The 25,434-nt window shown below is 69.6% G+C and carries 23 protein-coding genes; 12 read left to right on the top strand and 11 right to left on the bottom strand.

Annotated elements, in window-relative coordinates:
• Nucleotides 1-447: 447 nt before the first annotated feature.
• Nucleotides 448-678 (top strand): hypothetical protein, encoded by a 231-nt coding sequence (locus tag LOK46_RS22015; RefSeq protein ID WP_273560534.1) that lies wholly within the window; start codon nucleotides 448-450, stop codon nucleotides 676-678.
• A 144-nt stretch (nucleotides 679-822) separates the two neighbouring features.
• Here the strand turns inward: LOK46_RS22015 and LOK46_RS22010 are convergent, their stop codons facing one another.
• Together LOK46_RS22010 and LOK46_RS22005 are read right to left on the bottom strand one after the other, a co-directional pair.
• On the bottom strand, nucleotides 823-1,236 hold the full coding sequence (locus LOK46_RS22010; RefSeq protein WP_055950637.1) for an ester cyclase: 414 nt from the start codon (nucleotides 1,234-1,236) through the stop codon (nucleotides 823-825).
• A 135-nt stretch (nucleotides 1,237-1,371) separates the two neighbouring features.
• Nucleotides 1,372-2,451: a molybdopterin-dependent oxidoreductase gene (locus LOK46_RS22005; RefSeq protein WP_273560533.1), complete on the bottom strand. Its 1,080-nt coding sequence runs from the start codon at nucleotides 2,449-2,451 to the stop codon at nucleotides 1,372-1,374.
• A gap of 94 nt (nucleotides 2,452-2,545) precedes the next feature.
• On the opposite strand from LOK46_RS22005, the gene LOK46_RS32865 reads away from it, so the two are divergent.
• On the top strand, nucleotides 2,546-2,683 hold the full coding sequence (locus LOK46_RS32865) for an aromatic-ring hydroxylase C-terminal domain-containing protein (protein WP_337251950.1): 138 nt from the start codon (nucleotides 2,546-2,548) through the stop codon (nucleotides 2,681-2,683).
• Between the two features lie 170 nt (nucleotides 2,684-2,853).
• On the opposite strand, the gene dps is transcribed toward LOK46_RS32865, so the two are convergent.
• Together dps and LOK46_RS21995 are read right to left on the bottom strand one after the other, a co-directional pair.
• Nucleotides 2,854-3,390: a DNA starvation/stationary phase protection protein Dps gene (gene dps, locus LOK46_RS22000; protein ID WP_273560532.1), complete on the bottom strand. Its 537-nt coding sequence runs from the start codon at nucleotides 3,388-3,390 to the stop codon at nucleotides 2,854-2,856.
• Nucleotides 3,391-3,518: 128 nt separating this feature from the next.
• The gene (locus LOK46_RS21995; RefSeq protein WP_273560531.1) at nucleotides 3,519-5,750 is read right to left on the bottom strand and encodes a CHASE3 domain-containing protein; all 2,232 of its coding nucleotides are present in this window, start codon (nucleotides 5,748-5,750) and stop codon (nucleotides 3,519-3,521) included.
• A gap of 261 nt (nucleotides 5,751-6,011) precedes the next feature.
• Between LOK46_RS21995 and LOK46_RS21990 the strand changes: the two genes are divergently transcribed.
• Together LOK46_RS21990 and LOK46_RS21985 are read left to right on the top strand one after the other, a co-directional pair.
• Nucleotides 6,012-6,257, top strand: coding sequence for a hypothetical protein (locus LOK46_RS21990; RefSeq protein WP_273560530.1), 246 nt, complete (start codon nucleotides 6,012-6,014; stop codon nucleotides 6,255-6,257).
• Nucleotides 6,258-7,973: 1,716 nt separating this feature from the next.
• The gene (locus LOK46_RS21985; protein ID WP_273560529.1) at nucleotides 7,974-8,309 is read left to right on the top strand and encodes a hypothetical protein; all 336 of its coding nucleotides are present in this window, start codon (nucleotides 7,974-7,976) and stop codon (nucleotides 8,307-8,309) included.
• A gap of 154 nt (nucleotides 8,310-8,463) precedes the next feature.
• Here LOK46_RS21985 and LOK46_RS21980 read toward each other — a convergent pair whose 3' ends face one another.
• A complete protein-coding gene (locus LOK46_RS21980; protein ID WP_273560528.1) occupies nucleotides 8,464-8,874 on the bottom strand; it encodes a hypothetical protein in 411 nt (136 codons plus the stop codon).
• Between the two features lie 352 nt (nucleotides 8,875-9,226).
• On the opposite strand from LOK46_RS21980, the gene LOK46_RS21975 reads away from it, so the two are divergent.
• From LOK46_RS21975 to LOK46_RS21960, 4 genes are all read left to right on the top strand, one after another.
• A complete protein-coding gene (locus LOK46_RS21975) occupies nucleotides 9,227-10,345 on the top strand; it encodes a sensor histidine kinase (protein WP_273564666.1) in 1,119 nt (372 codons plus the stop codon).
• Entirely contained in the window at nucleotides 10,342-10,800 is a 459-nt protein-coding gene (locus LOK46_RS21970) for a response regulator (RefSeq protein WP_337251949.1), read from the top strand. Before LOK46_RS21975 ends, LOK46_RS21970 begins: the two co-directional genes overlap by 4 nt.
• Before the next feature lie 502 nt (nucleotides 10,801-11,302).
• Nucleotides 11,303-15,517, top strand: coding sequence for a GAF domain-containing protein (locus LOK46_RS21965; RefSeq protein ID WP_273560527.1), 4,215 nt, complete (start codon nucleotides 11,303-11,305; stop codon nucleotides 15,515-15,517).
• Between the two features lie 22 nt (nucleotides 15,518-15,539).
• Nucleotides 15,540-15,905, top strand: coding sequence for a response regulator (locus LOK46_RS21960; protein WP_273564664.1), 366 nt, complete (start codon nucleotides 15,540-15,542; stop codon nucleotides 15,903-15,905).
• A gap of 145 nt (nucleotides 15,906-16,050) precedes the next feature.
• Here LOK46_RS21960 and LOK46_RS21955 read toward each other — a convergent pair whose 3' ends face one another.
• The gene (locus tag LOK46_RS21955; protein ID WP_273560526.1) at nucleotides 16,051-16,260 is read right to left on the bottom strand and encodes a hypothetical protein; all 210 of its coding nucleotides are present in this window, start codon (nucleotides 16,258-16,260) and stop codon (nucleotides 16,051-16,053) included.
• 169 nt (nucleotides 16,261-16,429) lie between these two features.
• On the opposite strand from LOK46_RS21955, the gene LOK46_RS21950 reads away from it, so the two are divergent.
• Nucleotides 16,430-17,569, top strand: a complete 1,140-nt coding sequence (locus tag LOK46_RS21950) for an alpha/beta hydrolase (protein ID WP_273560525.1) — start codon at nucleotides 16,430-16,432, stop codon at nucleotides 17,567-17,569.
• Between the two features lie 159 nt (nucleotides 17,570-17,728).
• Here the strand turns inward: LOK46_RS21950 and LOK46_RS21945 are convergent, their stop codons facing one another.
• Nucleotides 17,729-18,535, bottom strand: a complete 807-nt coding sequence (locus tag LOK46_RS21945) for an SDR family NAD(P)-dependent oxidoreductase (protein WP_273560524.1) — start codon at nucleotides 18,533-18,535, stop codon at nucleotides 17,729-17,731.
• Nucleotides 18,536-18,619: 84 nt separating this feature from the next.
• A complete protein-coding gene (locus LOK46_RS21940; protein WP_273560523.1) occupies nucleotides 18,620-19,792 on the bottom strand; it encodes a zinc-dependent alcohol dehydrogenase in 1,173 nt (390 codons plus the stop codon).
• A gap of 260 nt (nucleotides 19,793-20,052) precedes the next feature.
• Here LOK46_RS21940 and LOK46_RS21935 point away from each other — a divergent pair, with 260 nt between their 5' ends.
• Complete coding sequence (locus tag LOK46_RS21935) at nucleotides 20,053-20,853, top strand: SDR family NAD(P)-dependent oxidoreductase (protein WP_273560522.1); 801 nt, start codon at nucleotides 20,053-20,055, stop codon at nucleotides 20,851-20,853.
• A 58-nt stretch (nucleotides 20,854-20,911) separates the two neighbouring features.
• On the opposite strand, the gene LOK46_RS21930 is transcribed toward LOK46_RS21935, so the two are convergent.
• From LOK46_RS21930 to LOK46_RS21920, 3 genes are all read right to left on the bottom strand, one after another.
• Nucleotides 20,912-21,799, bottom strand: coding sequence for an alpha/beta fold hydrolase (locus LOK46_RS21930; protein WP_273560521.1), 888 nt, complete (start codon nucleotides 21,797-21,799; stop codon nucleotides 20,912-20,914).
• A gap of 82 nt (nucleotides 21,800-21,881) precedes the next feature.
• The gene (locus LOK46_RS21925; RefSeq protein WP_273560520.1) at nucleotides 21,882-22,451 is read right to left on the bottom strand and encodes a type 1 glutamine amidotransferase domain-containing protein; all 570 of its coding nucleotides are present in this window, start codon (nucleotides 22,449-22,451) and stop codon (nucleotides 21,882-21,884) included.
• Between the two features lie 38 nt (nucleotides 22,452-22,489).
• Nucleotides 22,490-23,572: a catalase family protein gene (locus tag LOK46_RS21920; RefSeq protein WP_273560519.1), complete on the bottom strand. Its 1,083-nt coding sequence runs from the start codon at nucleotides 23,570-23,572 to the stop codon at nucleotides 22,490-22,492.
• Between the two features lie 225 nt (nucleotides 23,573-23,797).
• Here LOK46_RS21920 and LOK46_RS21915 point away from each other — a divergent pair, with 225 nt between their 5' ends.
• Nucleotides 23,798-24,871, top strand: coding sequence for a catalase family protein (locus LOK46_RS21915; protein WP_273560518.1), 1,074 nt, complete (start codon nucleotides 23,798-23,800; stop codon nucleotides 24,869-24,871).
• A 102-nt stretch (nucleotides 24,872-24,973) separates the two neighbouring features.
• Nucleotides 24,974-25,384: an ester cyclase gene (locus LOK46_RS21910; protein WP_273560517.1), complete on the top strand. Its 411-nt coding sequence runs from the start codon at nucleotides 24,974-24,976 to the stop codon at nucleotides 25,382-25,384.
• Nucleotides 25,385-25,434: the final 50 nt, after the last annotated feature.

Here is a 25,434-nt window from a genome sequence, read left to right as displayed (position 1 = left end):
AATGGCGCCGGATGCGGAATGGTGGCTTCGATCAAGCGTCAGCGGCAGTCCGAGCGGCTCGCACCGCTGTCGGACGGTAAAGCTTCATGGTGTGCGGGGACGTACGACTTACGGGAGCAGACGTTTCGTAGGTACTGGCATCAGGTAAGACGCGCTTGGGGGTGGCAGTCACGGAAGGCCCGCGCGTTTACGCGTGACCGATCGCCGATTTGGCGCAGCACAGTCAGCGTTGCCAATCCGGTTTGAAACTTCCCCTTCCATGCCCTCGTACAGGTTGGCGTACGCCCGGCCTGGGCGCGGCGCGAGGCCCTGCCCCGGCGTCCGATTTGTTGTGCTCAAACGCTGTTGGATTACAATTTTTATTTGAGAAATCAGGAAATTGGTGGTCGTCCCTTATCTTCCCTCACTGTGCGGAGGGGGATTCCTTCCCCCTACAGGAGACGTCGAATGAAGATCGCCACCATTGCCCTCGCCGCCTCGGTCCTCGGCAGCCTCGCGCTCGGAGCTGGCGCCGCATCCGCCGCGCCGTTGGGCCCGAACGGTCTCCAGGCCAGCCCGGCCGGCGTCACCCAGGTCCGCATGATGCACGGCGACCGGATGATGATGAAGAAGCGCATGATGCACCGGAAGATGATGCGCCGGCACATGATGAAGAAGCGCATGATGAACCGGATGTAGGCCTCGTTCCGGCGGCGGTCCCCCGGGCCACCGCCGCCCCTGTCCACGTTCATCAAGCACCCGCGCCTTGCCACGCACCTACCTGACGCGGTCCGCGCATGACCTGGGCGAGGTCGAGCGCCGTCGCTGGCACGGAGGACTTCGTCAACCCTCGATGGCGCCGATCTGCTTCAGGATGCCCAGCTCGTCGGAGGAGCCCCAGCGCTCGACCATCTTGCCGTCCACGAAGCGGCCGATCTGCATGCCGCGGACCTTGATGGCCTTCCCGGTCGGCTTGTGGCCGTTGAAGTCGCCCTGGTGCGTGCCGGTGAGCGTGTAGGCGAAGGCGACGCTGTCCCCGTCCGCGACGAGCTTCTTCACCTCGACCTGCATGTCGGGAAATGCCGAGCGGAGCTGCGTGAAGAAAGCCTGGTATCCCTCGGGCCCCATGTGCTGGCCCGGCGCGGGGTCATGGTCGTGGCAGTCCGGGGCGACGACCTCGGGAAAGGCATCGAACCGGCCGCCGTTGACGAGTTCGCCGAATTTCTCTGTCGCCTGGATGCTGGTCTCGCGGGACATTTTGTTCCTTGGAGTTTGAAGGAGGCGACCCGCCCCCCGGGTATCTGGACGGACTCGAAACGCCCGCCACGGTCCGACGTTGCGGGTGCGACGTCCACGAGGGCGGCGATGGCCGACAGGCCAGGTCGCCCGTCCCTAGGTGACGTTGACCGGCACCCGATGCCAGCAGGCGCAAAGGTAGCCCTTGTGGTTCCAAATCTCGTCCGGCAGCGCCGGCTGCGTCTGGCCGGCCGCGTCCCAGGCGCGCACGGCGAGTTCGTGCCCGCCGGGAGGCAGGTCGAGGTTCGCGCTCCAGAACGTCCAGGCGAACGGCGCGTCGGCCTCGTGTTCGAGTTCGGCCTGCACCCAGGACCGACCGCCGTTCCCGGAGACGTCGACGCGTACGACGGCCCGGTCGCCGCTCACCGCATAGCCGCGGACCCTGTTGCTCCCCGACTTGAGGGCGGCCCCGGACCCGGGCTCGCAGATCGCCGCGTTCAGCGGCATCGCGTCGATGGTGTGCCCCTTGGCCGGATCGGCGGTCTCGGCGGTCACGTCGGCCGGGTACAGCTTGTAGTCGCCGGCCTGGATCGGGTTGTCCGACGGGTGGTCCTGGACGCTCAGGCGCCTAAGCCATTTGGGGCTGCGCACGCCGGCGAAGCCCGGCACCACGGCGCGGACCGGAAAGCCGTGCTCCGGCAGCAAGGCCTCGCCGTTCATGGCGTAGGCCAGCAGGGTCTCGGGCGCCATCGCCTTCGCGAGCGGGATCGAGGCCCCGTAGGGGTGGCCTTCCACCGTGTCGTGGCTCTCGAAGGCGACATGCAGGCCCAGGCGCTCGGCGACCCCCGCCTTACGCAGGACGTCGCTGAGCCGAACCCCGGTCCATTCCGCGGTGCCGATGGCGCCGGCATCCCATGGGTCGCCCGAGACCGGGGCGACCGCACGCATGTCGGCGCGGCGATTGCCGGCGCACTGCATCGTGGCCGTGACCCTGGTTTCCGGGAAGCGGGTCCGCAGGTCCGATAGCGACAACTCAAGCGCGGCGCCGGTTCCTCCATCGACGGTGAGGCGCCAGGTCGCCTCGTCGAGGTCCGGCAGGTCGCCGTGCGAGCGGACGTAGAAATCCTTCGCCGGCGTCCGGTAGGAGGCCCGCAATCGGTCGAGGGGCGGCTCGGCGTTGTAGGGCCGGTCGCCGTGAATGATCAGGCGTGCCTTGCGCTCGGTCAGGCTCGACATCGGGGCTCCCGTACGGGTGGGGTCTCCGGAGTGAACGCCTCGGCGGCGGTAAGGGTCAGTCGGCGGCCGAGGGACCAGGGCGGCGGCAAGGGGCATGGCCGATCTCGGGGGACAACCGGCCTTGGTGCTCGTTCGCCCGGACGGCCACATCGCGTTCCGTGGGTCCGCCGATCAGCCCGAGCGCCTCACGGAGTACTGCGCACGTGTGTTCGGCGAACCGATCCGGCCGTAGAATCGCCGTCCATCGAGCTGCCGGGAAGGGGACCTTCCCGGGGTCCGCGAAGGGTGGGTAGCGAGAGCGGGGTTGCCGCCAGCTTCAGTCCCCTGGCCGCCCTGGCATCCGTGAGCGACACCGCCTGCGGCGCCCCTCCGTCCGATTTGGTACGGAGGGGCGAGCCTTCCTCAGTTGCGGGCGTCGCCGTCGCGCATCTGGCCCGTCGGCTCCTGGACGTGGGCTTCAAGGAACCAGAGTTGCTTGTCGACGGCGCGCGAGACCTCGGTGAACAGGTCCGCCGTGCCGGGGTCGCCCGCCTCGTCCGTCTCGTCGATGTTCTCGCGGACGGCATTGGCGTAGGCGGCGTAGCTGTCGATCAGCGCGGCGACATGGTCGGCGATGGCGTAGATCTCGGTCGGGTAGGCCGGCAGCTTCGTCGCCCCCGCCACCACCTGCGCCGTCCCCATCGCCGTCCCGCCGAGCTGCACCGCCCGCTCGGCCACCTTGTCGTTGAGGTCGCTGATCTCGGCGCGGAACCCGTCCAGCATCAGGTGGATGCCGATGAACTGCGGCCCCTTGAGGTTCCAGTGGGCCTGCTTAATCGCCAGCGCGAGGTCGATGCCGTCGGCCAGCCGGGCGTTCAGGGCCTCGATGGACACCCTCTTGGCATTGGAATTGGTGTCGTTGCGCGTCTGGTGGGTGCGCGGGGTGCTGCTCGTTGCCATGCATCTGCTCCGTGATGTCGACGCGGCAATTGTGGAGCGGAGGGGAGGTTCCCCCTGCCGGGGTCCGACCCGCACGCTTCCCGTTCCCCGGCCGTCCAGGGTCGACCGTCAGGCATGACCGTCCGGCGTTACGATCCCGCGTCCCTGGCGGGGCGCAGGACCACGACGTTTTCGACTTGCGCCGTCACCGTGGCATTACCGAGCACCTCGGCGACCTTGCGGGCGAGCTGCTCGCGTTTGAACGGCTTGGCCACGAGGTGCACCCCGTCGTCCAGCCGGCCGTGATGCACGATGGAGTTCTCCGTGTAGCCGGACATGAACACCACCCGCACCTCCGGGCGCAGGGCCTGGACGCGCTCCGCGAGTTCGCGCCCCCTCACCTTCCCGGGCAGGATCACGTCGGTCAGCAGCAGGTCGACGGTCGCCGCGTTCGCGCCGAACACCCGTAGCCCCTCCTCGCCGTCGACCGCTTCCAGCACCCGATAGCCGAGATCGGAAAGGATCGCGCAGGCGATCTCGCGCACCCCCGCCTCGTCCTCGACGACCAGCACCGTGGCCGTGCCGCGCGGCAGTTCCACCGGGGACGCCGTGCGCTGCCCCACGGCGGTCACCGCCCCGACCGCCCGGGGCAGGTAAATCTTCACGGTCGTGCCCTCTCCGGGCTCGGAGTAGATCTTCACGTGCCCGCCCGACTGCCTGACGAAGCCGAACACCATGGCGAGGCCGAGCCCGGTGCCCTTGCCGTCGGGCTTGGTCGTGAAGAACGGCTCGAACACGCGGGCCACGATCTCGGGCGTCATGCCGTGGCCGGTATCGGAGACCGCCACCATGGCGTAGTCGCCCGGCGTGATCTCGGCGTTACCCCGGGCGTAGGTCTCGTCGAGAACCTTGTTGCCGAGCTCGATGGTCAGCCGGCCGCCGCCCGGCATCGCGTCGCGCGCGTTGAGCGCGAGGTTGAGTACCGCGCTCTCCAGCTGGGCCCGGTCGGCCATTGCCGGCCACAGGCCCGCGGTCTCGACGTAGCGGACCTCGATGTGCTCGCCGAGCGTGCGCCGCAGGAGGGGGATCAGGTCCGGCATCGTCGCGGCGAGGTCGACGGGCGCCGGGGCGAGCGGCTGCTTGCGGGCGAAGGCGAGGAGCTGGCCCGTCAGGGTCGCGCCGCGCTGGGCCGCCCAGGCCGCGCGCTCGATCCGGGTCTGCAGCCTAGCGTCGCCGTCGAGCTTCGCCCGGACGAACTCCAGGTTCCCGAGGATGACCTGCAATAGGTTGTTGAAGTCGTGCGCGATGCCCCCGGTCAGTTGGCCGACCGCCTGCATCTTCTGGGCCTCGCGCAGCACGGCCTCGGCCTGGGCGCGCTTGGTCATGTCCGAGATCGTCAGGACGAAGCCGCCGTCCGGCATCGGCGTCCGGCGGATCTCCAGGTGGTGGCCGTCGGCGCGCTCGCGCTCGTAGGTGACCGCCTCGCGGGGATTCCGGCTGCCGTGGCGGACTTGGTCCTCGCTCTCCAGGGCGGGGCGGCCCGGCTCGCCGGTGTGCTCGGCGAAGGTGCCGTAGGCGGTGCCCGGCCGCAGCATCGCCTTCGGCAGGTCGAGCAGCACCTGGAAGCACTCGTTCCAGTTCGCGAGCCTGCGCCCGGGCCCGAACACCGCGACGCCCTGGCTGAGGCTGTCGAGGGTGGTGCGCAGGCGCAGCGCCAGCGCCCGCTGCTCGGCCTCGGTGCTGTGGGAACGCGACCAAGCCTGGTTCAGGAGGCGGGCCGCCCAGAGCATGGTGAGGACGGCCAGCGCCGAGCCGGCAATGACCATCCAGCGCACCCAGGCCGCCCGGCCGTCATTCTGCGAAAGGCGTTCGTCGAGCAGGCGTTGCTCCTCGGACAGCATGCCGTCGAGCATGGCCTCGGCTTCGCGCATGTGGTTGCGGCCGGCATCCCCGTTGATAATGCGAAGGGCGTTCTCAAGCCCGCCGTCGCGGCGCGCCTGCAAGGTCTGCGCGAGTTCCTCCAGCTTGTGCTGGATGGCCGGCGCCAGGGCGCGGATGCGCTCCTGCTGCACGGGGTTGTCGGCGGTCAGCCTCTGCAGCTCGCCCTGAAGCAGGCCCAACCGGTCGCGAGCCGCGTCGTAGGGCGCGAGGTACTCGTCCCGGCCGGTCAGGACGTAGCCTCGCTGGCCGCGCTCGGCGTCGCGCAGGGCGATGGCGAGGTCCTTGGTGGTGCTGAGGACGCGGTAGCTGTGCTGCGACCATTCCCGGGCCTCGCGCGAGGCGTTGAGGCGCTCCCAGGTCACCGCGCCGACCAGGGCGACGATGGCCATCAGGACGCCGAGCACGAGAAGGTTGGCGCGCCTGACGAGGTATTGGGTCATGGTGTCCGTGACTGCGCCGGCCGTTCGCGGTCGCCCTTCGGACGCTATCGCCGTACGACCTTGGCCTGGAGCTGGAAGCGTGGGCATCGCCTGCCCGTGGGTCCGTGGCCACCGCCTATGTCGTGATTGCGGGAATTTGCGGGCGGCCCGACGCAGGGCGGCGCTCCGAAGCCGTGGAGATGGCTGCCACCTTCGTCATCGTCCGCGGGGACCGGGGACCGTCCAGGCGTTTACGGATGCGTCTGTCCAACCGGAGCCGTTATGTTGAACCCCTTCTATGCCGCGTTCCTGCTCGCCGTGGAGGCGCAGAAGGTCATCGAGTTGCGGCTGGTGCGGATCGCCTGGGGCGGCGCCGAAGGTCAGGCCGAAATGGTGTCTATGGTCGGCGAGAAGGTCGTGGCCGCGATGGAGGCCACCAACACCCTGATGGCGGGAGGAACCCAGGGCGATGTCATCGCCCGCTACCGGGAGCTCGTCGCGGACAACACCCACCGCCTGATGGCCTGAGACGGCCGTCCCGACGGTCGCGGGACCGCGCCGGGCAGGCCACTCGCGCTCACGCGCCCTCCGACCTTACGGCCAACCATCGGTATGTGGCTTCGCAGGCGGGGTGTCGTCCTCCGGAGGGAGCAGCGGCAAGTGGGGAGGCGGGACGCGTCCCGGGCTCGGCAGCGTCGGCAGGCCGAGGTCCTCGGTCGGTTCGGGTGCCTCGTCGGTCCGGTCCTTCTCGTCGGGCATGTCCGTTCTCCAGCGGTCCTCGATCACGCGCTCAAGCCCGTTCGGATGTCCGGCCGGTCACCCGGCCTACGGGGACACGCCGGTCCGGCGCACCGGAGCCACGCGGAAGAGCAGGCTGTTGGTGACCGAGAAGGTTCAGGCGACCGGCGAGGCCGCGGTGACCATCGCAACGGGAGGCACGCCGCGCAAGGTCGTGAGGAGCTACCGCAGCAAGGTCCGGGCGAACCGTCGACGGCCTCGCCGGTCAAGCCCATGCCCGTGACCCAAGTGCCCGGGCGGTCCGGCCCGACGTGCAATTGCGGGCGCGACCGTCCGGCTCGACGCGCGTTGTCGTCGGCTCCCGCACGAGGGGCGACCAAGGGGGACACGTCATGCAATCCGACACGTCGCGCCCGGGTGACGATCCGCTGCCGCCCATAGGCGACCCGCCGCCGGATCCGGCACCGCCGGAAGGCGATCCGCCAAGCGAGCCTCCGGCACCCCAGCAGCCAGGCCCCATCAACGGGCGCTAGCCCCGGGAATGCGGTCCCCCGGACCCTGCGGTCACGCAGTCCCCGGGGCATCGCCCACGTCGGACTTCGGTTCGGCGGTCGCTCAACCTCCCCGCCCCGTTGGCCTCGCCGGCGGTCCACGCGTGGCTCGGGGCGGACGTCAGGATGATGCGCTTGCCGCAACTCCATGGCGCCCCGGGTTCGCCTTCCGGTCGTTCACGACCACCCTCGGGAACGGGGGCTGCCGCGGCATGCCGGTCCCCGCGTGCGGCCCTCCTCGCCGTAGCCGAAACCCGCCGACCTGCCTGCGACCCTGAGCCAAGCCAGCCGAATCCCAGTCCCGCCCACACCGCAAGAAAAGACCGCCCGATGAATATCCGTATTCCCACCCTGGCGATGCTCGCGCTTGCGACGCCCCTGGTCGCGAGCTGGCCATGCGCCGCGCAGGAGGGACCGGGGATGGAAGCCATGAGGGCGAGTTGCGGGGGCGACTACCTTCGGTTCTGCGCCGGGATGAGGTCTGACGGACCCGAGGTGAAGGCCTGCTTCAGACGCAATCGCCCGAATTTGTCGGAGGGATGCTCGTAGGCCATCGTCGCCTACGAGCGAACCCGTGCCGGATCGGCCGGCAGGGCCGATGACTGAACCGCGCTACGAATTACGCGCGTGGCCTCGGCTCCCTGCGGCCGACCTTCCGACCGGCAACATCCGGGGAACCGTCCGACCCTCGATCCTCGAAAAAGTGCCCGCCCGGTGGTGGCCGGACGGGCTGAGGGAGAAGGTCGAGTCTCGATGGGGCTGATGACCTGAGCCTTCAGCCGGCGCAGTTGTCCCGGCGATGCGGGTAGGTGCAAGCCTGGCCAGGGTCGCGGTGCGCGCCGCGGTCACGTACCGTTACCCCCGGGGCCCGGCAGCCAGCCTCACGACCATCCAACTGCCTTCGAGCGATCAACCATCGGGTCGAGGGCCACCGTTGTCTTCGGCCCTAGTTGACATGAACGAGGAGGCCGCCGGCATCATGACCATCGCACGCAAACTCATCTACGCCGCGTCGAACGGCGACCGCTGGTTCCTATGCGTCGGCGAGCGCCCAGCGGACGTGTTCGTCCTGCATGAGCCGAACGGTCCCTCGGGCGGGAGACCGTCCCGCGTCGAGCTCTCGACCTTCCTCGCCACCGGAGCGGACCATCCGGAGCGGCTCGCGCTGCTCAACGTGATAGGCTCGCTCGTCGCGGCCTCCGGCGCCATCGTGCCGGCATCCTCGTCCGCGCCGGAACCCGGCGCCGCCGGGGCCGAACCGACACCGGGGGAAATGGTCTCATCGACCTGAAGGCAGCCCGTGGCCGATGCGCCCGGTGCATGCATCGAACTCCATGTCGGCGCCCTTGGCTGCTTCCATGCGCAAAGCGGCGCCCGACGGACCGTCGGACGCCGCTCGTTGGACGGTTCGGCGCAGCCAGCGGCCCGCCGTTCGAAGCGACGGTTTAGTATCCGTAGCCGTAAGCCGGGTAGCCGTATCCGTAGGCCGGGGCGTAGCCGTAACTGGGTGCGTAGCCGTAGCCGCCATAGTACCCGACCGGGCGGCCATAGCCGTAACCGTAGCCACCGTACGAATTCGCGACGATGGCGCCTGCGGCGAGACCCGCGATCCCGAGGCCGATGGCTGCACCGGAGCCGATGCCGCGGCGATAGCCGTAACCGCGATAGCCGTAACCGCGTCCGTAGCCGCCGTAGCCGCCCCGGAACCCGATGCCGCGATATCCGCCGCCGTAACCGTAGCCGCCATGGCCATAACCGTAGCCGCTGCCGTAACCCCAACCGCGTGCTTCGGCGGGCGCCGATGCCAGCAGACCCAGGCCGAACAAGGCCGTGGAGGCGAGTGCGATCTTACGCATTCGACATCTCGTGATATGTGGGGATGCCCTATAAGCTGCAACGGCCGGGCGACGTTCCGGGACGACGTGAGGCGCGGAACGTCGCGGCATCCCGGCCAGGACGAAAGGCGGCGGGGTAGGCATCGAGGCCATCCCGACCGGCGCAGGTCCGCAGGTCGGAACCCGCCCGCCACGGACCGTCGCCCGAGCAGGGCCGGCCTCGCCCAGGGGGTGGAACCACCGGACGAAAAAAAGGTGCATTCGAACCTCCGTGTCCGGCGCACGTCGCGGATGCCCTCCGGCGTGCCCGGCTCCCCCACTCCCCGGACCCGCACACAGGGTGCCGGGCCGATACGTGCGAAAGGTCGTGCCCGTGCCGAACTCCCGGCAGCCGCTGCAGTCGAGAGCCGCCGCCAATGCGCCCCTGGTGAGCCTGCGGCGGGGGAGCGGGCAGCTCTTCGAGACCGAGCGCCGCCTCAACGCGGTCCTGAACAACGCCTCCGTCTCCATCTTCCTGATGGATGACCGCCAGCACTGCATCTACATGAACCGCGCCGCCGAGGCGCTCACCGGCTGGACGCTCGCAGAGGTCCTGGCGCGCGACTGCCCGCTGCACGACATCGTGCACCACACCTACCCGGACGGTCGGCCGTTCCCGCTGGCCGAATGCGCCATCGACCGCGCCTTCCCCGAGAACAACCAGGAGCGTGGCGAGGAGGTCTTCGTCCACCGGGACGGACATTTCTTCCCGGTCGGCTTCACCGCCAGCCCGATCCACGACGATGCCACGAACATCATCGGCACGATCATCGAGGTCCGCGACATCAGCGAGGAGAAGGCGGCGGCCGAGCGCCAGCGCCTGCTGATCAACGAGCTGAACCACCGGGTGAAGAACACCCTGGCCACGGTGCAGTCCATCGCCGCTCAGACCTTCCGCGGGCGGACGGAACAGGCCGTGCGCGCCGTGTTCGACGCCCGCATGGCCGCCCTGTCGAACGCCCACAACGTGCTGGTCGAGGACAACTGGGAGAGCGCCAGCCTCCTGCAGGTGATCGAGCGGGCGCTGGCCCCCCACCTTTTGGCGGAGGTCAACGTTAACCGCTTTCGGCTACAAGGACCGGACGCGCGGTTGCACCCCAAGGTGGCGGTCACGTTGGCGATGGCGCTGCACGAACTGATGACCAACGCAGCCAAGTACGGCGCCCTGTCGGTTCCCGAAGGTCAGGTCGCGGTGACGTGGTCCTCGCATGACGGGGACGAGGGGCGCCAGCAGTTCGACCTGCTCTGGGAGGAGAGAGACGGACCACCGGTCACGCCGCCGGCCCGCAAGGGGTTCGGCTCCCGCCTGATCGAGCGGCAGCTTCCCATGGAGTTCGACGGGAGCGCCGTGATCGACTACGCCCCGGCCGGCGTCACCTGTCGGCTGGAGATCCCGCTGACCACGTTGGGATGGGTCGGCCAGGAAGCCGTCGAGGGGCGGGGCAACCCATGACGATGTTGGTCGGACGCCGTGTGTTGCTGGTCGAGGACGAGAGCCTCGTGGCCATGCTCGCGGAGGACATGCTGCTCGACCTCGGTTGCGAGGTGGACGTCGCCATGCGGCTCGACAAGGCGCTCGGCCTGGCTCGGTCCGAGGCCTTCGACCTCGCCGTGCTGGACGTGAACCTCGGCGATGCGCGCAGCTACCCGGTCGCCGACCTGCTCTTCGGGCGTGGCATCCCGTTCCTGTTCGCGACCGGCTACGGCCAGCGGGGACTTGAGGTGAACTACCGGGGCATCCCGGTGCTGCAGAAGCCCTACCAAGCCGAGCCGTTGGAGCACCTGCTCGTCCGGCTGCTGACCGGCGAGGCGTCCCTTCGCGGCGGCGGCCGCGACCTGCCGCCGTCATGCCGGTGCCAGGACACGCATGGCGGCGGCACCCGGTTTCGTGCCGACCGAGCCAGTTGAGGCAGTCCACGACACCTTGACGTCTCCGGCCCATGGCCGGGATGAGGTGTGGTCGATGGAGATACGGTGCGTAGGTAGCGATACAAGGCGACCGTCGGCGGTGGACGGTCGACCGAGGGAGCCGTCGGGAGAGGGACGGCAATGAAGGCGGGGAACGGGAACCGGGTGGTCCTGCTCGCGAACGACGGCCGTCCCCGGGGCGTGGCCCTCGGGGACGACGGCCAGGCGGAGCACGTGGGCGCGTGCCCCGGATTGCGCGACTGGCTCGGCATCCCCAACGATGCCGGGTCCGTCGGGGAGGCCTGCTGCAGGCCGAAGGCGCCCGGGCCGGACGCCGTGTTGCACCCCGAGGCATCACTCCCTATGGTCGCTCACACCGCTCGGATTGCCGCTCAGGTCCCCTTGGAAGGTTTCGCAGGCGCGAGCGAGGTCGCACCCTCGGCCACACACGCTCCCATCGCGCCGGAGGTCCCGGAGGCCGAGCGCCATTCGGTCGAGACCGATGCGACACGGAGCTGACTTCGATGTCCCGCCTGCCGGGAACGACGCGGTTGGGGCGTCGCCGCCGGTCGTCGTCGATCCCGCTCGCGTTGCCGCACTCGACGATCTGGCGATCCTCGATACCCAGCCCGAGGCCGCCTTCGACGACGTCGTACGCCTGGCGACGCGCCTGTGCGCCACGCCCGTCGCCCTCGTCAGCCTGGTCGCGGTCGACCGCCAGTGGTTCAAGGCGCGCGTCGGCTTCCCGCGATGCGAGACCGATCTCGATGGTTCGGTCTGCAAGTTCGCGCTCGCCGAGCCCGACCTCCTCGTCATCCCGGACCTGACGGTCGACAGCCGTACGGCCGCCAACACGCTCGTCACCGGCGAACCCTTCATTCGCTTCTACGCGGGCGCCCCCCTGCGCCTGTCGGACGGGCAGGTCGTCGGTTCGCTGTGCGTCATCGACACCGAGCCGCGCCCGTCGGGCCTGACGCGGGAGCAGGCCGACGACCTCCGCGCCCTGGGCCGGCAGGTCGGCGAGCTCCTGGAATTGCGCCGGGCCCTCGGGGCCCGCGACGCGCTGCTTGCCGAACAGGAGGCCGGACGACGCGAGCGCGATCTCCTGGCACGCACCAACGCGACCGTGGCGGCGGCCGGGGGGGACCTCGACGCCATCCTCGACGCGGTGACGGCGGGAGCGATGCTGGGCGTGCCGGCGGCCGAGGGTGCCGTCGTCGAGCTGGTCGACGGCGAGGACCTCGAATACCGCGCGGTCACCGGCGCCCTGGCCGCGCACCGGGGCCTGCGCGTGCCGCTGCACGACAGCCTCGCCGGGCGGTGCGCGTTGGGCGACGTCCCGTTGCTGGCGAACGACGTGCTTCGTGACGGGCAGGTCAAGCCGCACCTCGCGCACATGGTGGCCATGCGGTCCGCCGTGCTCGCGCCGATCTCGCGCGGAGGCCGTGTCGTCGGCGTGCTGAAGCTCCAGTCCGGTCGGGTCGGGGCGTTCCGGGAACGCGACCGCGACCTGGCGCGGCTGTTCGCGGCCGCCGCGACGGCGGGCCTGACCGCCGTGGCCGAGGCCGAGGAGGCCACGGCCAGGCGCCGTGCGCAGCAGCGCCTCGACCTGCTGTCGCGGGTGTCGGCGGCGCTGCTCACGGCCGACGACCCCGCCCGGGCCGTCGAGCCGATCCTGGCGGCCGGTGCGGCAAGCCTCGGATTCGACCAGGGCTACCTCTACGACATCGCCCCGGACCGGCGGCACCTGCGGCTGACGCACGCCATCGGGGCGAGCGAGGAGATCCAGGCCGCCCTGCGCCATGTCGGCTTCGACAGCCCGTTGTGCGGCATCGTCGCCGAGACCCGGCGCCCTTTCGTCCTCGCGGCGGTCCAGGCCACGCGGGAGCCGCGCTATGCGCTGGCCCGGCAGGTCGGCATCGACGCCTTCGCCGGTTACCCGGTCATGAGCCGCGGCTCCGTCGTCGGGGTCATTTCGTTCTGTTCGGCCCGGACCCCCGCCTTCGACGCCGAGGCCCTGGCCTTCTTCGAGACCGTGGCCCGCTACGTCTCGGCCGTCCGGGAACGCATCGCGGGCGAGGTGGCCCTTCGCGAGGGCGACAAGCGCTCGCGCCTGGCGCAGGAGGCGGGGCAGGTCGGCACGTTCGAGGTCGACGTGGAGACCGGGCTGATCAACGTCTCGGCCGAGTTCGCGCGGATCTACGGAGTGCCTCCCGTCGGCCTGTACTCGGTCGAGCGGTTCGAGACGCTGGTCGTGCCGGAGGACCGCGCCGTCGCTTCGAACGACGGGACCCGGCGGGCCGGCACCGCGGCGCTCGACGTCGAGTACCGCATCCGCAGGGCCGACGACGGCGCGCCGCGCTGGATCGCGCGACGCGCGAACTTCCTGCGCGACGCGGCCGGCGCCGCCACCCAGATGTTCGGCACGGTGCAGGACGTCACCGACCGTCACGAGGCGGAGGAGGCGCTGCGTCGGAGCGACGCGCGCTTCAGGGCCATCCTGGACACCGTCGAGACGGCGTTCGCCATCGTCGAGGTCAAGTTCGACGACGACGACGACCGGCCGGTGGACTACCGCTTCGTCGAGGCCAACCCGGCCTTCGAGCGGCAGGCCGGGGTCAACCTGCGCGGCAAGTGGGTCACCGAGTTCGCCCCCGACCTGGAGCGGTTCTGGTTCGACACCTACGGCCACGTCGCGCGGACCGGCGAGCCGGCGAACTTCGAGAACTACGCCGAAAGCTTCAAGCGCTGGTTCGACGTCCGCGCCGTCCGCGTCGGGCAGCCCGAGGAGCGGCGGATCGCGATCTTCTTCAACGACGTCACCGCGCGGCGGGACGCCGAGGAGCGCCTGCGCGCCAGCGAGGCCCTCGCGCGCCAGAACGTCGACCGGGTGCGGCTCGCGCTCGCGGCCGGCGCGATCATCGGGACATGGCACTGGGACCTGCCCTCCGACCGCTTCACCGTGGACGAGGCGTTCGCGCGCAGCTTCGGCCTGGACCCAGCGCTCGGTCGTGAGGGGATCCCGCTCGCCCAGATCGTCGCGACGGTGCATCCTGACGATCAAGCCGGGCTGTCCGCCGCCATCACCGCCTCCATCCTGCGAGGCGGCGCCTACGCCCACCAGTACCGGGTGCGGCGCGCGGACGGGCGCTACTACTGGATCGAGGCCAACGGTCGGGTCGACCACGGTCCGGACGGAACGCCGCTGAGCTTCCCGGGCGTCCTGCTCGACGTCGAGGAGCGGCGCGCGGCACAGGAGGCCCTGCGCGAGAGCGAGGAGCACTGGCGCGGCCTGTTCGAACGCCTGAGCGAGGGGTTCCTCGTCGGCGAGGTCGTGCGCGCCGACGGAGGCTCCGTGACGGACTGGCGCTACGTCGACGTGAACGCGGCCTGGGGTGCCCTCGTCGGGATCGAACCGTCCCGCGTCGTCGGACGCACGATCCGCGAGGTCTTCCCGGGAATCGAGGACGCATGGGTCGACGAGTTCGCGGATATCGTCGAGACCGGGCGGCCCATCACCTTCATCCGACAGGTCGGCACGCTGAAACGGTGGTACGAGGGCCGCGGTTTCCCGCTCGGACCCGAGCGCTTCGGCGTCATCTTCCTGGAGGTGACGGCCCGCGTCGAGGCGGACGCGCGTCGCGACGCGTTGCTCGCCCTCGGCGAACGCCTGCGCGAGACCGACGACGTGCCGACGCTCGTCCAGGCCGCCGCCGAGATCATGTCCGGCGCACTCGGCGCCACGCGGGCCGGCTACGGGCTCGTCGATGCGGCCGAGGAGACGGTCGACATCCCGACCGACTGGTGCGCCCCGGGCGTCGCCTCGGTCGCCGGGCTGCACCGGTTTAGGACCTACGGGAGCTACCTCGACGAGTTGAGGCGCGGCGAGGTCGTCGCCGTCGAGGACGTCGAGCGCGACCCCCGCAGCCAGGCCGCGGCGCTGCTCGGCATCGGGGTGCGCGCTCTCATCAACGTGCCGGTCATCGAGCGTGGACAGCTCGTGGGGCTCGGCTTCGTCCACTACGCGGAGGCCCATGCCTTCACCCGCGACGAGCTGGCCTTCGTGCGGACCGTCGCCGACCGGATACAGACGACCGTGGCCCGGGTGCGCGCCGAGGCCGACCAGCGGGTGCTCAACGAGGAGCTGTCGCACCGGCTCAAGAACACGTTCGCGATGGTTCTGTCGATCGCCACGCAGACCCTGCGTCGCGTTCCCGACCGCGCGCCCGTCGAGGCGTTCGAGAAGCGCATCCACGCCCTCTCTTCCGCCCACGACGTGCTCCTGCGCCAGAGCTGGACCGCCGCGCCGGCGAGGGAAGTCGTCAAGGCCGTGCTCGCGGGCGTCGGCCACGGCGACCGCATCGATGTGTCGGGCCCCGAGATCGACCTCGGTCCGCGCGCGACGCTGTCCCTGTCCCTTCTGCTGCACGAGCTGGCGACCAACGCGGCGAAGTACGGGGCCCTGTCCGTCCCCAATGGCCGCGTCTCGGTCGACTGGCGCCTCGACGGCGAGGACGAGGCCAGGGAGGTCACCTTCGACTGGGCGGAGCGCGACGGCCCGCCGGTGGCACCGCCGACGGCCGGCGGCCGCAAGGGCTTCGGGTCGCGCCTGATCGGCCTTGGGCTCGTCGGAACGGGAGGGGTGGACCTCTGTTACCCCCCGTCAGGATTCCGGGCGACGATGCGCGCTCCCCTCGTCCAGTTGCAGCATTCCTGAGGAGGTGCGTTTGGGCCAGGCAATGCCCCCTGCGAGCTTGGTCGTCCTCGTCGTCGAGGACGAGCCACTGCAGCGCATGATGGCAGTCGACCTCGTCGAGGAGGCCGGGTTTGAGGCCCTCCACGTGGCCAGCGCCGCCGACGCCGTGCTCATCCTGGAGACGCGGCTCGACATCCGCGTGGTGTTCACCGACATCGACATGCCGGGCGGCCTGAACGGCATGCACTTCGCCGCCGCGGTCCGGGACCGCTGGCCGCCCATCGAGCTCATCATCGTTTCGGGCAAGCGGCGCCCCCTTCCGGAGGAATTGCCGGCGCGGGGCGTGTTCTTCCAGAAGCCCTACAAACGCGACGAGGTCACCGCGACGATGCGAAGGATGATGGCTTGAGGGCCCAGCCTCTCAGTCGGCCGAGATCGGGTTCCGAGTGCGCTTGACGTGTGTGCATTCGCTTCCTCGAACCGGTGACCGGAAGGGGCGGCCGAGGTGCTGCCGGCCGGGTCCGCCCGTGAGGACTGCCCGGCCGCGCGCTGACTTACCGGAGCGTCGGGGACTCGCCCGGCTGCAGGTGTCGGTCGCCGCCGTCCGGCCCGCCGGGCGAGACGTGGTCGTTCAGGCGGCCCAGGTGCTCGAAGACGTGCTCGAAGGCGGCGGTGACGGCCTTCTCGAAGCTCCCGTCGCCCTTGCCCTGGGCATCCCGCAACGCGCCCAGCAACGCGCGGTGCTTCTCGGTATCCGTCGACATGGCGTTCCTTTCCGCCCGGGCCCGCCCCGGGGTCGAGGGGAAGCCGCGGTTGACGGCGGTAGTTCCTGAGGCCTCGACGGAGACTAGGAACGCCCGGAGCCTCGAATAGTTGGCTCCCTAACGGGCCTCCCTTTTCGCGCAGGCCCTACCCCCTCCCCAAGGATACCGAATGACCGTCCGCAAGCCGCTTCGCCTTGCCTTCGTCCTGGCCGGGACCACGTTGCTCGCCTCCCCGGCTCTCGCCGCCGACCAGCCGCAGCCGACCGTCAAGGACCGGTTCGACGCGGCGGTGTCGTCCGTGACCGGATCGCCCATGGCCGACCTCGACATCGACATGAAGCACGTCCTCGACGCGATGAAGAAGCTCGACCCGAAGCCGATCCCGAAGCTGTCGCCGGAAGAGGCACGCAAGCAGCCGACGCCCGCCGACGCCGTGAGGGAATACCTGAAAGAGCAGGGCAAGACCGCTGCGCCGTTGCCGGGGGTGGCCACGAAGGACACGGCCTACGAGACCGGGGGCGGCACGCAACCGGTCCGGATCTACACGCCCGAGGGCGCGCAAGGTCCCCTCCCGGTCGTGGTCTACTATCACGGCGGCGGCTTCGTCATCGCCGACATCGACACCTATGACGCCACCCCGCGCGCCATCGCCAAGGGCGCCAACGCCGTCGTGGTCGCGGTCGAGTACCGCCATGCGCCTGAGGCCAAGTTCCCGGCCCAGCAGGAGGACGCACTCGCGGCCTACAAGTGGGTGCTGGCGAACGCCAAGACCTTCGGGGGCGACCCGGCCAAGGTCGCGCTGCTCGGCGAGTCCGCCGGCGGCAACCTCGTGACGAACGTCGCCATCGCGGCCCGGGACCAGGGACTGGAGAAGCCCGACCACGTCGTGGCGGTCTACCCCATGGCCGGCACGAACCTCGATACGCCTTCCTACAAGGCCAACACCTCAACCAAGCCACTCAACAAGGACATGATGGCTTGGTTCTACGACCAGACGGTCCGCACCGACGCCGACCGCGCCGACCCACGCCTGGACATCGTCGGCAAGGCCGACCTCAAGGGATTGCCGCCGTTCACGGTGGTGACCGCGCAGATCGACCCGCTGCTGGACGATGGCAAGGCCCTGGCCGACAGGATCAAGGCGGCCGGCGGGCAGGCGACCTATCGCGAGTACCCGGGCGTCACGCACGAGTTCTTCGGGATGGGCAACGTGGTCTCCAAGGCCAAGCAGGCCGAGGACGCGGTCGTGGCCGACCTGAAGAAGGCGTTCGCGAACGAGGCGACTGGGACGACCGCCCCCCGTAACTGACCTGAGTACGGGAGCGGCCGTATCGCCGTTTCCCCGCTTTCCGGAGGCCGCCCCGATCAGTCGGGGCGGCCCTTTTCCTATGGATGTTCCCCTCAGCGTCCCTGGCCACGCCGGACGCATGCCGTCAACTCAGCTTCGAGGCGGGGCTGTCGGGCGCCCCTAGGCCCCCATGGTCATGACGGACCCTCCGTCGACCCGGAGGAACTCGCCGGTGATGAAGCTGGCTTGTTCGGAGCAGAGGAACGCCACGGCGGCGGCGACCTCCTCGGCCCGGCCACGGCGCTTGGCGACGATGCCCGGCCGTTCCTCGTCCAGCGTCTGCTTCACGGCCTCGTCGAAGGAGATGCGCTTTTCCTTCGACTTCTTCTCCATCTGGGCGTCGGTCATCGGCGTGGCGATGAAGGCCGGCCCGACCGCGTTAACCAACACGCCGTCCGGCCCGTAGGCCTTGGACAGGCCCTTCGCGAGGTTCAGGACGCCCGCCTTGGCGGCGGCGTAGGGCAACTCCTCGACGTAGGGCTGCACCGCGTCCTCGGACGAGAACAGCACGACGCGGCCCCAGCCCGCCTTTCGCATGTGCGGGATGAAGGCCCTGGCCGCGCGCACGCCGGCCATGAGGTCGGTCTGGATCGCCTCCAGCCAGTCGTCGTCGGTCAGTTCGAGGAAGTCCCCGGACGCGCCGGTGATGCCCGCGGCGCAGACCAGGATGGTCGGCTTGTCGTCGTAAGCCATGTTGGCGAAGGCGGCGAGCACCTCGATGCCCTTGGCCTCGCTGAGGTCGGCCTGGACGGCGCGGACCTGACCCAGCGCTGCCAGTTCCGCGGCGGTCGCCTCCAACTCGGGGCCTTCCTTATCGGTTAGGACGACGTGGACGCCCTCACGCAGGAGTTGTTCGGCGGTCGAGCGGCCCATGCCCGACTTAGCGCCCGTCACGACGGCGACCCGCCCTTTGATTCCGAGATCCATCTGTTTCGTTCCATTGGCGCCCAGGTCCCGCCAGATATGACGAGGACCTTGGATGCGTGAGTTGACGGGGATCGGCGCAGTCGCTCAGCTCGGGTGGAACACGACCTTCACGCAGCCGTCCTTCTTGTCGCGGAACGTCTTGTAGAGGTCCGGACCGTCGGCGAGGTTGGTGGAGCGGTGGGTGATCATCGACGTCATGTCGATCTTACCCTCCTGGATCAGCTTGGTCAGCGTCTCCAAGTAGCGCTTCACGTGGGTCTGCCCGCTTTTCATGGTCAGGCCCTTCTGGACGATCATGCCCATGTTGACCGGGATCGGGCCGCCGTAGACGCCCGGCACCGAGACGATGCCGCAGGGCCGCACCGCCTTGATCGCCTCCATCAGGGCATACGGGCGCTCGGTCGAGGTCAGCTTCTCCTGCAGCGTGTTGACGAGGCTGGCGACACCGTGGCCGGCGCTGGCCTCCATGCCGACGCAGTCGATGACGCCGTCAGCGCCCTCGCCCTTGCTGATCTCCTTGATCCGCTCGAACACGTCCTCCTTGGCGTAGTCGATGATGTCGGTGGCGCCGTACGTGCGGGCGAGCGCGAGGCGCTCCGGCACCGTGTCGATGGCGATGATGCGCTCGGCCCCCATGATCTTGGCCGACTGGATCGCGAACAGGCCGACCGGCCCCGCGCCCCAGACCGCGATGACTTCGCCGCCCTGGATCTCGCAGTGCTCGGCCCCCTGCCAGCCGGTGGGCAGGATGTCGGTGAGGAACAGCAGCGACTCGTCATCGACGCCCTCGGGGGCCAGCATCGGCGCCACGTCGGCCATCGGCACGCGGACGTACTCGGCCTGCCCTCCGGCATAGCCGCCGGTAAGGTGCGAGTACCCGAACAAGCCCGCGGTCGGGTAGCCGAACTGCGCCGCCGCCATCTCGCCGTTGCGGTTCGAGCGCTCGCAGACCGACCAGTTCCCGAGGCGGCACTGCCGGCATTCGCCGCAATTGATGTTGAAGGGGACGACGACGCGGTCGCCCTTCTTGAACTTGGTGAAGCCGGGGCCGACCTCGACGACCTCGCCCATGAACTCGTGGCCGAGCACGTCGCCGGCCTCCATGGTCGGCATCTGGCCGTCCATCAGGTGGAGGTCCGAGCCGCAGATGGCGCAGGACGTCACCTTGAGGATGATGTCGCGCGCGTCCTCGATCCGGGGATCCGGCACCGTGTCGCAGCGGATGTCGCCCTTGCCGTGCCAGCACAGTGCCTTCATCGAGGTTCTCCGGTCGGGGGCGAGGCCACATTCCCCCTTAAGAGGAACGCGCTCGCGAACGAGGCTTCCTTTGGGAAGTCAGCCTCATTCACGGGGGTTCCGTAGCGCCCGTCCACGTGCCGCGACGAGTGCGGCCCACGTTCGAACCCTCACTTTCGAAGCCGGGGCGAGGATCGCATTCTGGGGCGTGCGGCTCCACAGGGAATCGGGAGGAACCCTGCTCGTCGAGCTCCTGTTGGCCCGGGCAACCGGAGGATCCCATGTCCGCAGAGACGTCCAAGCCATTCGCCGTCGTGACAGGCGGCTCGAACGGCATCGGCTTCGAGCTCGCCCGCCAGCTCATCGGGAGCGGCCACGACGTGCTCATCGCCGCGCAGGACGAGGGACACCTTGCGGATGCGGCGCGGCGACTCTCGACGGAGGATGCCCAAGTCAGCACGCACGCCTCCGACCTGTCGTCGGAGGCCGGCGTCGACAGCCTCTTCGAGGCCATCCGCTCGGCGGGACGGCCCGTGGACGTGCTGTGCGTCAACGCCGGCTTCGGCCTGGGCGGTGCCTTCGTGGACACCGACCTGCGGCGCGAACTCGCGATGATCGACCTGAACGTGCGCGGCGCCGTCCAGCTTACCAAGCCCGTGGTCAAGGACATGGTCGCGCGCGGCAGCGGCAGGATCCTGTTCACGTCGTCCATCGCCGCCTCGATGCCCGACCCATTCGAGGCGGTCTACGGCGCCACCAAGATGTTCCTGCGCTGGTTCGGCGAGGCACTGCGAAGCGAACTGAAGGACACCGGGGTGACCGTCACCGTGCTCATGCCGGGGCCGACGGAGACCGATTTCTTCCGCCGGGCCGAGATGCTCGACACCAAGATCGGCGCCTCGAACGGCAAGGACGATACGGCAGCCGTGGCCAAGGCCGCTCTCGACGCATTGCATTCGGGAAGCGACAAGGTGGTCCCGGGGCTCAAAAACAAGGTCATGAGCGCCGTGACGGAGGCACTGCCGGACACGGCTGCGGCCGCGCTTCACCGCGGCCTGTCGAAGCCTGGCTCGGCGGGCTGAGCCTAGCAATCTGGGACGCCGCGGGCGCCCTCGGGCGACCGTCTCGATGGGTCCCGCGTCAGCCTACACCGATGAACCCGAGGATCTCCGCGGCCAACCCCTCCGCGTTCTCCTCGGGTATCCAGTGGTTCGACCGCTCGACCGTCCGGAACGTCACGTCCTTCGCGACCTCTTGCATCATCGCCTCGGTGAAGGGGGCGAAGGTGCTCTCCACGCCGGCCAGGGCCAGGACCGGCAGCCTGAGCTTGCCATCCCGTTCGACTTGGGCCCGGTTGTGGGCGTCGTCGGTCGGAAAGGCACGATAGAGCTCGAACCCGGCCCGCATGGCACCCGGGCGCGAGAAAGCGCGGACGTAGCGCTGTATGGCATCCGGTCCTATGGCCTCGGTATCGTAGGCGAGGTCCTGATAGAAGCGTTCCAGGTAAAGTTGCTCGCGCCCGGCGGTGAGGAGTTCCGGGACGTCCGGCGCGCGGTGGAACTGGAAGTGCCATAAGCGGTCCGTGTCGCCCAAGGCCGTCGTGTAGGCATCGGTCCCGGGAAGGGGCGCCTCCATCACCACGAGACGGTCGGTGCTGTCCGTGAAGCGCCGGGCGAAGGCGTAGGCGACCATCATGCCGATATCGTGCCCGACCACCGTCACCGGACCGGTCAGGCCCATGTGCTCGTAGAGCAGCGCGTGAAGGTCGCCCGCCATGGTGTGCTTGTCATAGCCGCCTAGCGGCTTCGACGAGCCGCCCGCGCCGCGGTAGTCCGGAACCACGACGCGGAGGCCCGCCCGCACGAGGAGCGGGGCGACCCGACGCCAGACGTAGGCGGTCTCCGGATACCCATGGACCAGCATGACCGTGCGCTCGCCCGCGCCGGCGGTGCCGTAGTGCACCCGTATGCCGGGCTCGATCTCGGCGGAATCCCACTCAACCGAGACCTCGTCCCACATCTCTCTCATCGGTACCTGTCCCGCATGATGCGGCACGGCCTACGAACCGCGCCGAAAGGTCGTGTGAGGGTCGTCCTGACCCACGCCCCGGTCAGGCGCTGCGGGCCTGGTCCGGATGGCGTCCTTCGGCGAACTCCTCGACGATCTTGGCGCAGAAAGCGGGCAGGTCCTTCGGGTTGCGGCTGGTGACGAGGCCCTTGTCGACCACCACCTCCGCGTCGACCCATTCCCCGCCCGCGTTGCGGATGTCGGTCTTCACCGTCGGGAACGAGGTCAGCTTGCGCCCCTTCACGACGTCGGCCTCGACCAGGGTCCAGGGCCCATGGCAGATGACGCCGACCGGCTTGGCCTGCCGGAAGAAGTCCCGCACGAACTCGACCACTGCCTCGCTGCCGCGGAGCTTGTCGGCCCCGACGCTGCCGCCGGGGATGACGAGACCGTCGAAGTCCGAGGCGGACACGCCGTCGATGGCCTTGTCGACCGGGTACTTGCCGGCCGGGTCGAGGTCGTTGTTGACCGTCTCGGCCTCGCCTGCCTCAAGCCCGACCACCGTGACCGTCGCGCCGGCGGCGAGCAGCGCCTCGCGGGGCTTGGTGAATTCCGGCTCCTCCGTCCCCCGGGGGGCGATGAGGATGGCGATGGTCTTTCCCTGAAGGGTCATGTGTCATTCCTCTCTGCGGGATGTGGGAAGGGGTAAGCTCAGGCCGGGATGCTCTCGGGCGTGGCGGTGTTCTCGGCGGTGACGCCGTTCTCCCGATGGCGGAAGTCGCTCAGCGCCCGGTAGACTTGGAGCCGCGCCCGCATGATCGACCCGAGGGGGCGGTGCGCCGAGAGGCTGTGCGCGGGGCGGAATGTCATCACCTCGTCGAAGTAGCGCACCCGCTCGGGGGAGTAGGCGTCCTGCCGGGGCAGACGGAGCGTCGCCACCGTGCGGTAGGGGCTGATCGCGACCGGCCAGTCGACCGAGGCATCCTCAATGGGCTGGCGCTCGGCATCCGCCCAGAGCTGCGCCTTCAATTCGAACACCACGTCGTCGTCGCGGAAGAACGCGACCGTGGCATGCCGGAAGCCGTCCTCGTCCACGTGCGGGTCGAGGCGCCATTCGGCGAGGTCCCGCTGCGCCTGCGTCGCCGGCACCGCACCGAGCTTGGCGACGTAATCGCCGAACCGCATCGGGGCCTGGCTGAAGTAGCTGTCGGCGAGCGGATGGCTGTAGGGATGGCCGAAGAAGTCCGCCATGGCGCTCTCGGTCCCGAAGGCGTGGAGCACCTTGTTGAGGGTGCGGGCGCCGGCCGAGACCGCGCTCTTCACGCCCTCCGGCATGCCGGTCGACTTGCCGATCACCGTGCCGTCCCGCAGGAAGCCCGCCGCCGTGCCCGACGGGAAGGTGGTGCCGGTGGCGAGCACGAAGTCCTGGGTCTCGACATCGTGCCCCGGAAGCTTCTCGCCGGGCACGCCGAACACCTTGATCGACATGCCCCGGTGGGTCGACACCCGGTCGCCCAGGGTCTCGCCGGGCCCCTGCGCGAAGCGCACGGCGACGGGGTGCGTGCCGGGCTTGGCGAACAGGCCCTGCGCGAGTTCCGGGGGCAGGTTCTCCGAAACGACCAGCTCCCCGACGACGCAGGCCGAGCTCTTGGCATGGCTCGCGCGGACCGCATGGTGCTCGCGCTTCTCGACCGTCTGCGACTGCTGGGTCATGCCCTGGATGATGCCGTCGATGGTCTCCTGTTCATCCGGCGCAGGCCGCTCGATGTCGGGAGCGTAGCGAAGGCTGGACATGGCGGTCTCTCCATTGCGGCCCGACCGCGGGAAGAGCCGAACGCATGACGTTCCTGGCCCGACCTCAGGCCGTGGGACTGCAAGTCCGCGAGGGTGCACCCCACGACTGGCAACCCGGCAACGCGACATTCCCGAGATCGTTCACGGGCGATCGAGTGGCCCGCAATCGGGAACGTCGCCCGTTCCACCCGGTTCTGTCCGGAGCCGAACAAAGGAGGCCCGACCTTGCACGCACTTGTCCGCTACAGCCCCGACGTCGAGACCGTTCAGCCCGACGAGGGCGAGACCATCGCCGGGCTGAACGAGACCTTCGACACGATCCTGGAGAGGGTCGCGAAGGACTCCGGGCACGCGGTGCGCTCGGTGCACGCCAAGGCCCACGGCATCCTGGAAGGGACCCTGACGGTCGAGGCGGGCATTCCGCCCGAGCTTGCCCAGGGCCTGTTCGCGACGCCGGGCGAGCACAAGGTCTTCATGCGCCTGTCCACCAATGCGGGCGACATCCTGCCGGACGCCGTCTCGCTGCCGCGTGGCCTGGCCTTGAAGGTCCTCGACGTGCCGGGCGAACGCCTACCGGACGCCGAGGGCACGACCCAGAACTTCATCATGGTCAACGGGCCCGTCTTCCAGGCCCCGAACGCGAAGAAGTTCCTGGGCAGCCTGAAGCTGCTCGCCGGCACCACGGACCGGGCCGAGGGACTGAAGGTCTTTGCCTCGACGGTGCTGAGAGGGGTCAACAAGGCGCTGCAAGCGGTAGGGGTCGAGAGCCCGACCATCGGCTCGCTCGGCGGCGCGCCGAACGTCGACCCGCTCGGCGAGACCTATTACAGCGTCACGCCGTTCCGGTACGGCGACTACATCGCCAAGTTCTCCATCGTACCAGTCTCGCCAGGCTTGACCGACCTGACCGGCAACGAGATCGACGCGTCCGGTCGCCCGAACGCCATCCGCGAGACGGTGCGGTCCGAGATGCGTGCCGTCGAGGGCGTGTGGGAGTTCCGGGTGCAGCTCTGCCGCGACCTCGAACGCCAGCCGGTCGAGGATCCCACAGTGGAGTGGAAGGAAGACGAGGCACCCTTCCGGAAGGTCGCGACGATCCGGGTCCGCCCCCAGGACAGTTGGGAGCCCGGGCGTGTCGACGCCGTCGACGAACGCATGCGGTTCAGCGTCTGGACCGGGTTGGAAGCCCACAGGCCGCTGGGCAACATCAACCGCGCCCGAAACGCGCCCTACAAGCACTCGGCGGAGTTCCGGCAGCGGTTCAACGGCTGCCCGATTCACGAGCCCACGGGGCGTTGAGCTCGCCTTGAGGAGCATGCGGGAAGGCGCATGGGGCAAGTCGCTCCCCGTCACCTTCCCGGGTGCCATTGTCGATCCGCGCCGGGACGTCGAAGGAACTCGATGGAAGCGAACAAGGACTTGGTCCGCCACTACTTCACGGCATTCAGGGACCGCGACGCGGCGTGGTGGGAACGCTTCATCGCCCCGGATTTTGTCCGCCACGACCCCGGCCTCGACTTCGAGGTCCGGGGGCCGGCGGGCGTCGCCAGGCTTGGCGAGGTGCTGCACGGGGCATTCTCGGACATCGAGATGCACGTCGCCGAGGTCATCACGGAGGGCGACAGGGTGCTGGCGCGGCTGCGCTTCACCGGCCGCCACACCGGCGATTTCCAGGGCAAGGCGGCCACGGGCAACACGGTCGACATCGCCGTCATGGATTACTTCCGGGTCTCGGACGGGCGGCTTGCCGAGCACTGGGCGCTCATGGACAACCTCACCCTGCTCAAGCAGATCGGCGCCGTCGAGACCTGAGGCGTCGCACCCCAGGCGAACGAGATACGAGGGCCCGGCGAGGTTGGTCC

It is taken from the genome of Methylobacterium sp. NMS14P (assembly GCF_028583545.1).
Taxonomy (GTDB): Bacteria; Pseudomonadota; Alphaproteobacteria; order Rhizobiales; family Beijerinckiaceae; genus Methylobacterium.
The sequence above is the reverse complement of the archived record's forward strand: the minus strand, read 5'-3'. Positions and strand labels throughout refer to the sequence as shown.

Excerpts from the sequence above, each read along its gene's own strand:
- LOK46_RS22015 (WP_273560534.1), top strand. The coding sequence starts at position 448 with ATGAAGATCGCCACCATTGCCCTCGCCGCCTCGGTCCTCGGCAGCCTC.
- LOK46_RS22010 (WP_055950637.1), bottom strand. The coding sequence starts at position 1,236 with ATGTCCCGCGAGACCAGCATCCAGGCGACAGAGAAATTCGGCGAACTC.
- LOK46_RS22005 (WP_273560533.1), bottom strand. The coding sequence starts at position 2,451 with ATGTCGAGCCTGACCGAGCGCAAGGCACGCCTGATCATTCACGGCGAC.
- LOK46_RS32865 (WP_337251950.1), top strand. The coding sequence starts at position 2,546 with ATGGCCGATCTCGGGGGACAACCGGCCTTGGTGCTCGTTCGCCCGGAC.
- dps (WP_273560532.1), bottom strand. The coding sequence starts at position 3,390 with ATGGCAACGAGCAGCACCCCGCGCACCCACCAGACGCGCAACGACACC.
- LOK46_RS21995 (WP_273560531.1), bottom strand. The coding sequence starts at position 5,750 with ATGACCCAATACCTCGTCAGGCGCGCCAACCTTCTCGTGCTCGGCGTC.
- LOK46_RS21990 (WP_273560530.1), top strand. The coding sequence starts at position 6,012 with ATGTTGAACCCCTTCTATGCCGCGTTCCTGCTCGCCGTGGAGGCGCAG.
- LOK46_RS21985 (WP_273560529.1), top strand. The coding sequence starts at position 7,974 with ATGAACGAGGAGGCCGCCGGCATCATGACCATCGCACGCAAACTCATC.
- LOK46_RS21980 (WP_273560528.1), bottom strand. The coding sequence starts at position 8,874 with ATGCGTAAGATCGCACTCGCCTCCACGGCCTTGTTCGGCCTGGGTCTG.
- LOK46_RS21970 (WP_337251949.1), top strand. The coding sequence starts at position 10,342 with ATGACGATGTTGGTCGGACGCCGTGTGTTGCTGGTCGAGGACGAGAGC.
- LOK46_RS21965 (WP_273560527.1), top strand. The coding sequence starts at position 11,303 with ATGCGACACGGAGCTGACTTCGATGTCCCGCCTGCCGGGAACGACGCG.
- LOK46_RS21960 (WP_273564664.1), top strand. The coding sequence starts at position 15,540 with ATGCCCCCTGCGAGCTTGGTCGTCCTCGTCGTCGAGGACGAGCCACTG.
- LOK46_RS21955 (WP_273560526.1), bottom strand. The coding sequence starts at position 16,260 with ATGTCGACGGATACCGAGAAGCACCGCGCGTTGCTGGGCGCGTTGCGG.
- LOK46_RS21950 (WP_273560525.1), top strand. The coding sequence starts at position 16,430 with ATGACCGTCCGCAAGCCGCTTCGCCTTGCCTTCGTCCTGGCCGGGACC.
- LOK46_RS21945 (WP_273560524.1), bottom strand. The coding sequence starts at position 18,535 with ATGGATCTCGGAATCAAAGGGCGGGTCGCCGTCGTGACGGGCGCTAAG.
- LOK46_RS21940 (WP_273560523.1), bottom strand. The coding sequence starts at position 19,792 with ATGAAGGCACTGTGCTGGCACGGCAAGGGCGACATCCGCTGCGACACG.
- LOK46_RS21935 (WP_273560522.1), top strand. The coding sequence starts at position 20,053 with ATGTCCGCAGAGACGTCCAAGCCATTCGCCGTCGTGACAGGCGGCTCG.
- LOK46_RS21930 (WP_273560521.1), bottom strand. The coding sequence starts at position 21,799 with ATGAGAGAGATGTGGGACGAGGTCTCGGTTGAGTGGGATTCCGCCGAG.
- LOK46_RS21925 (WP_273560520.1), bottom strand. The coding sequence starts at position 22,451 with ATGACCCTTCAGGGAAAGACCATCGCCATCCTCATCGCCCCCCGGGGG.
- LOK46_RS21920 (WP_273560519.1), bottom strand. The coding sequence starts at position 23,572 with ATGTCCAGCCTTCGCTACGCTCCCGACATCGAGCGGCCTGCGCCGGAT.
- LOK46_RS21910 (WP_273560517.1), top strand. The coding sequence starts at position 24,974 with ATGGAAGCGAACAAGGACTTGGTCCGCCACTACTTCACGGCATTCAGG.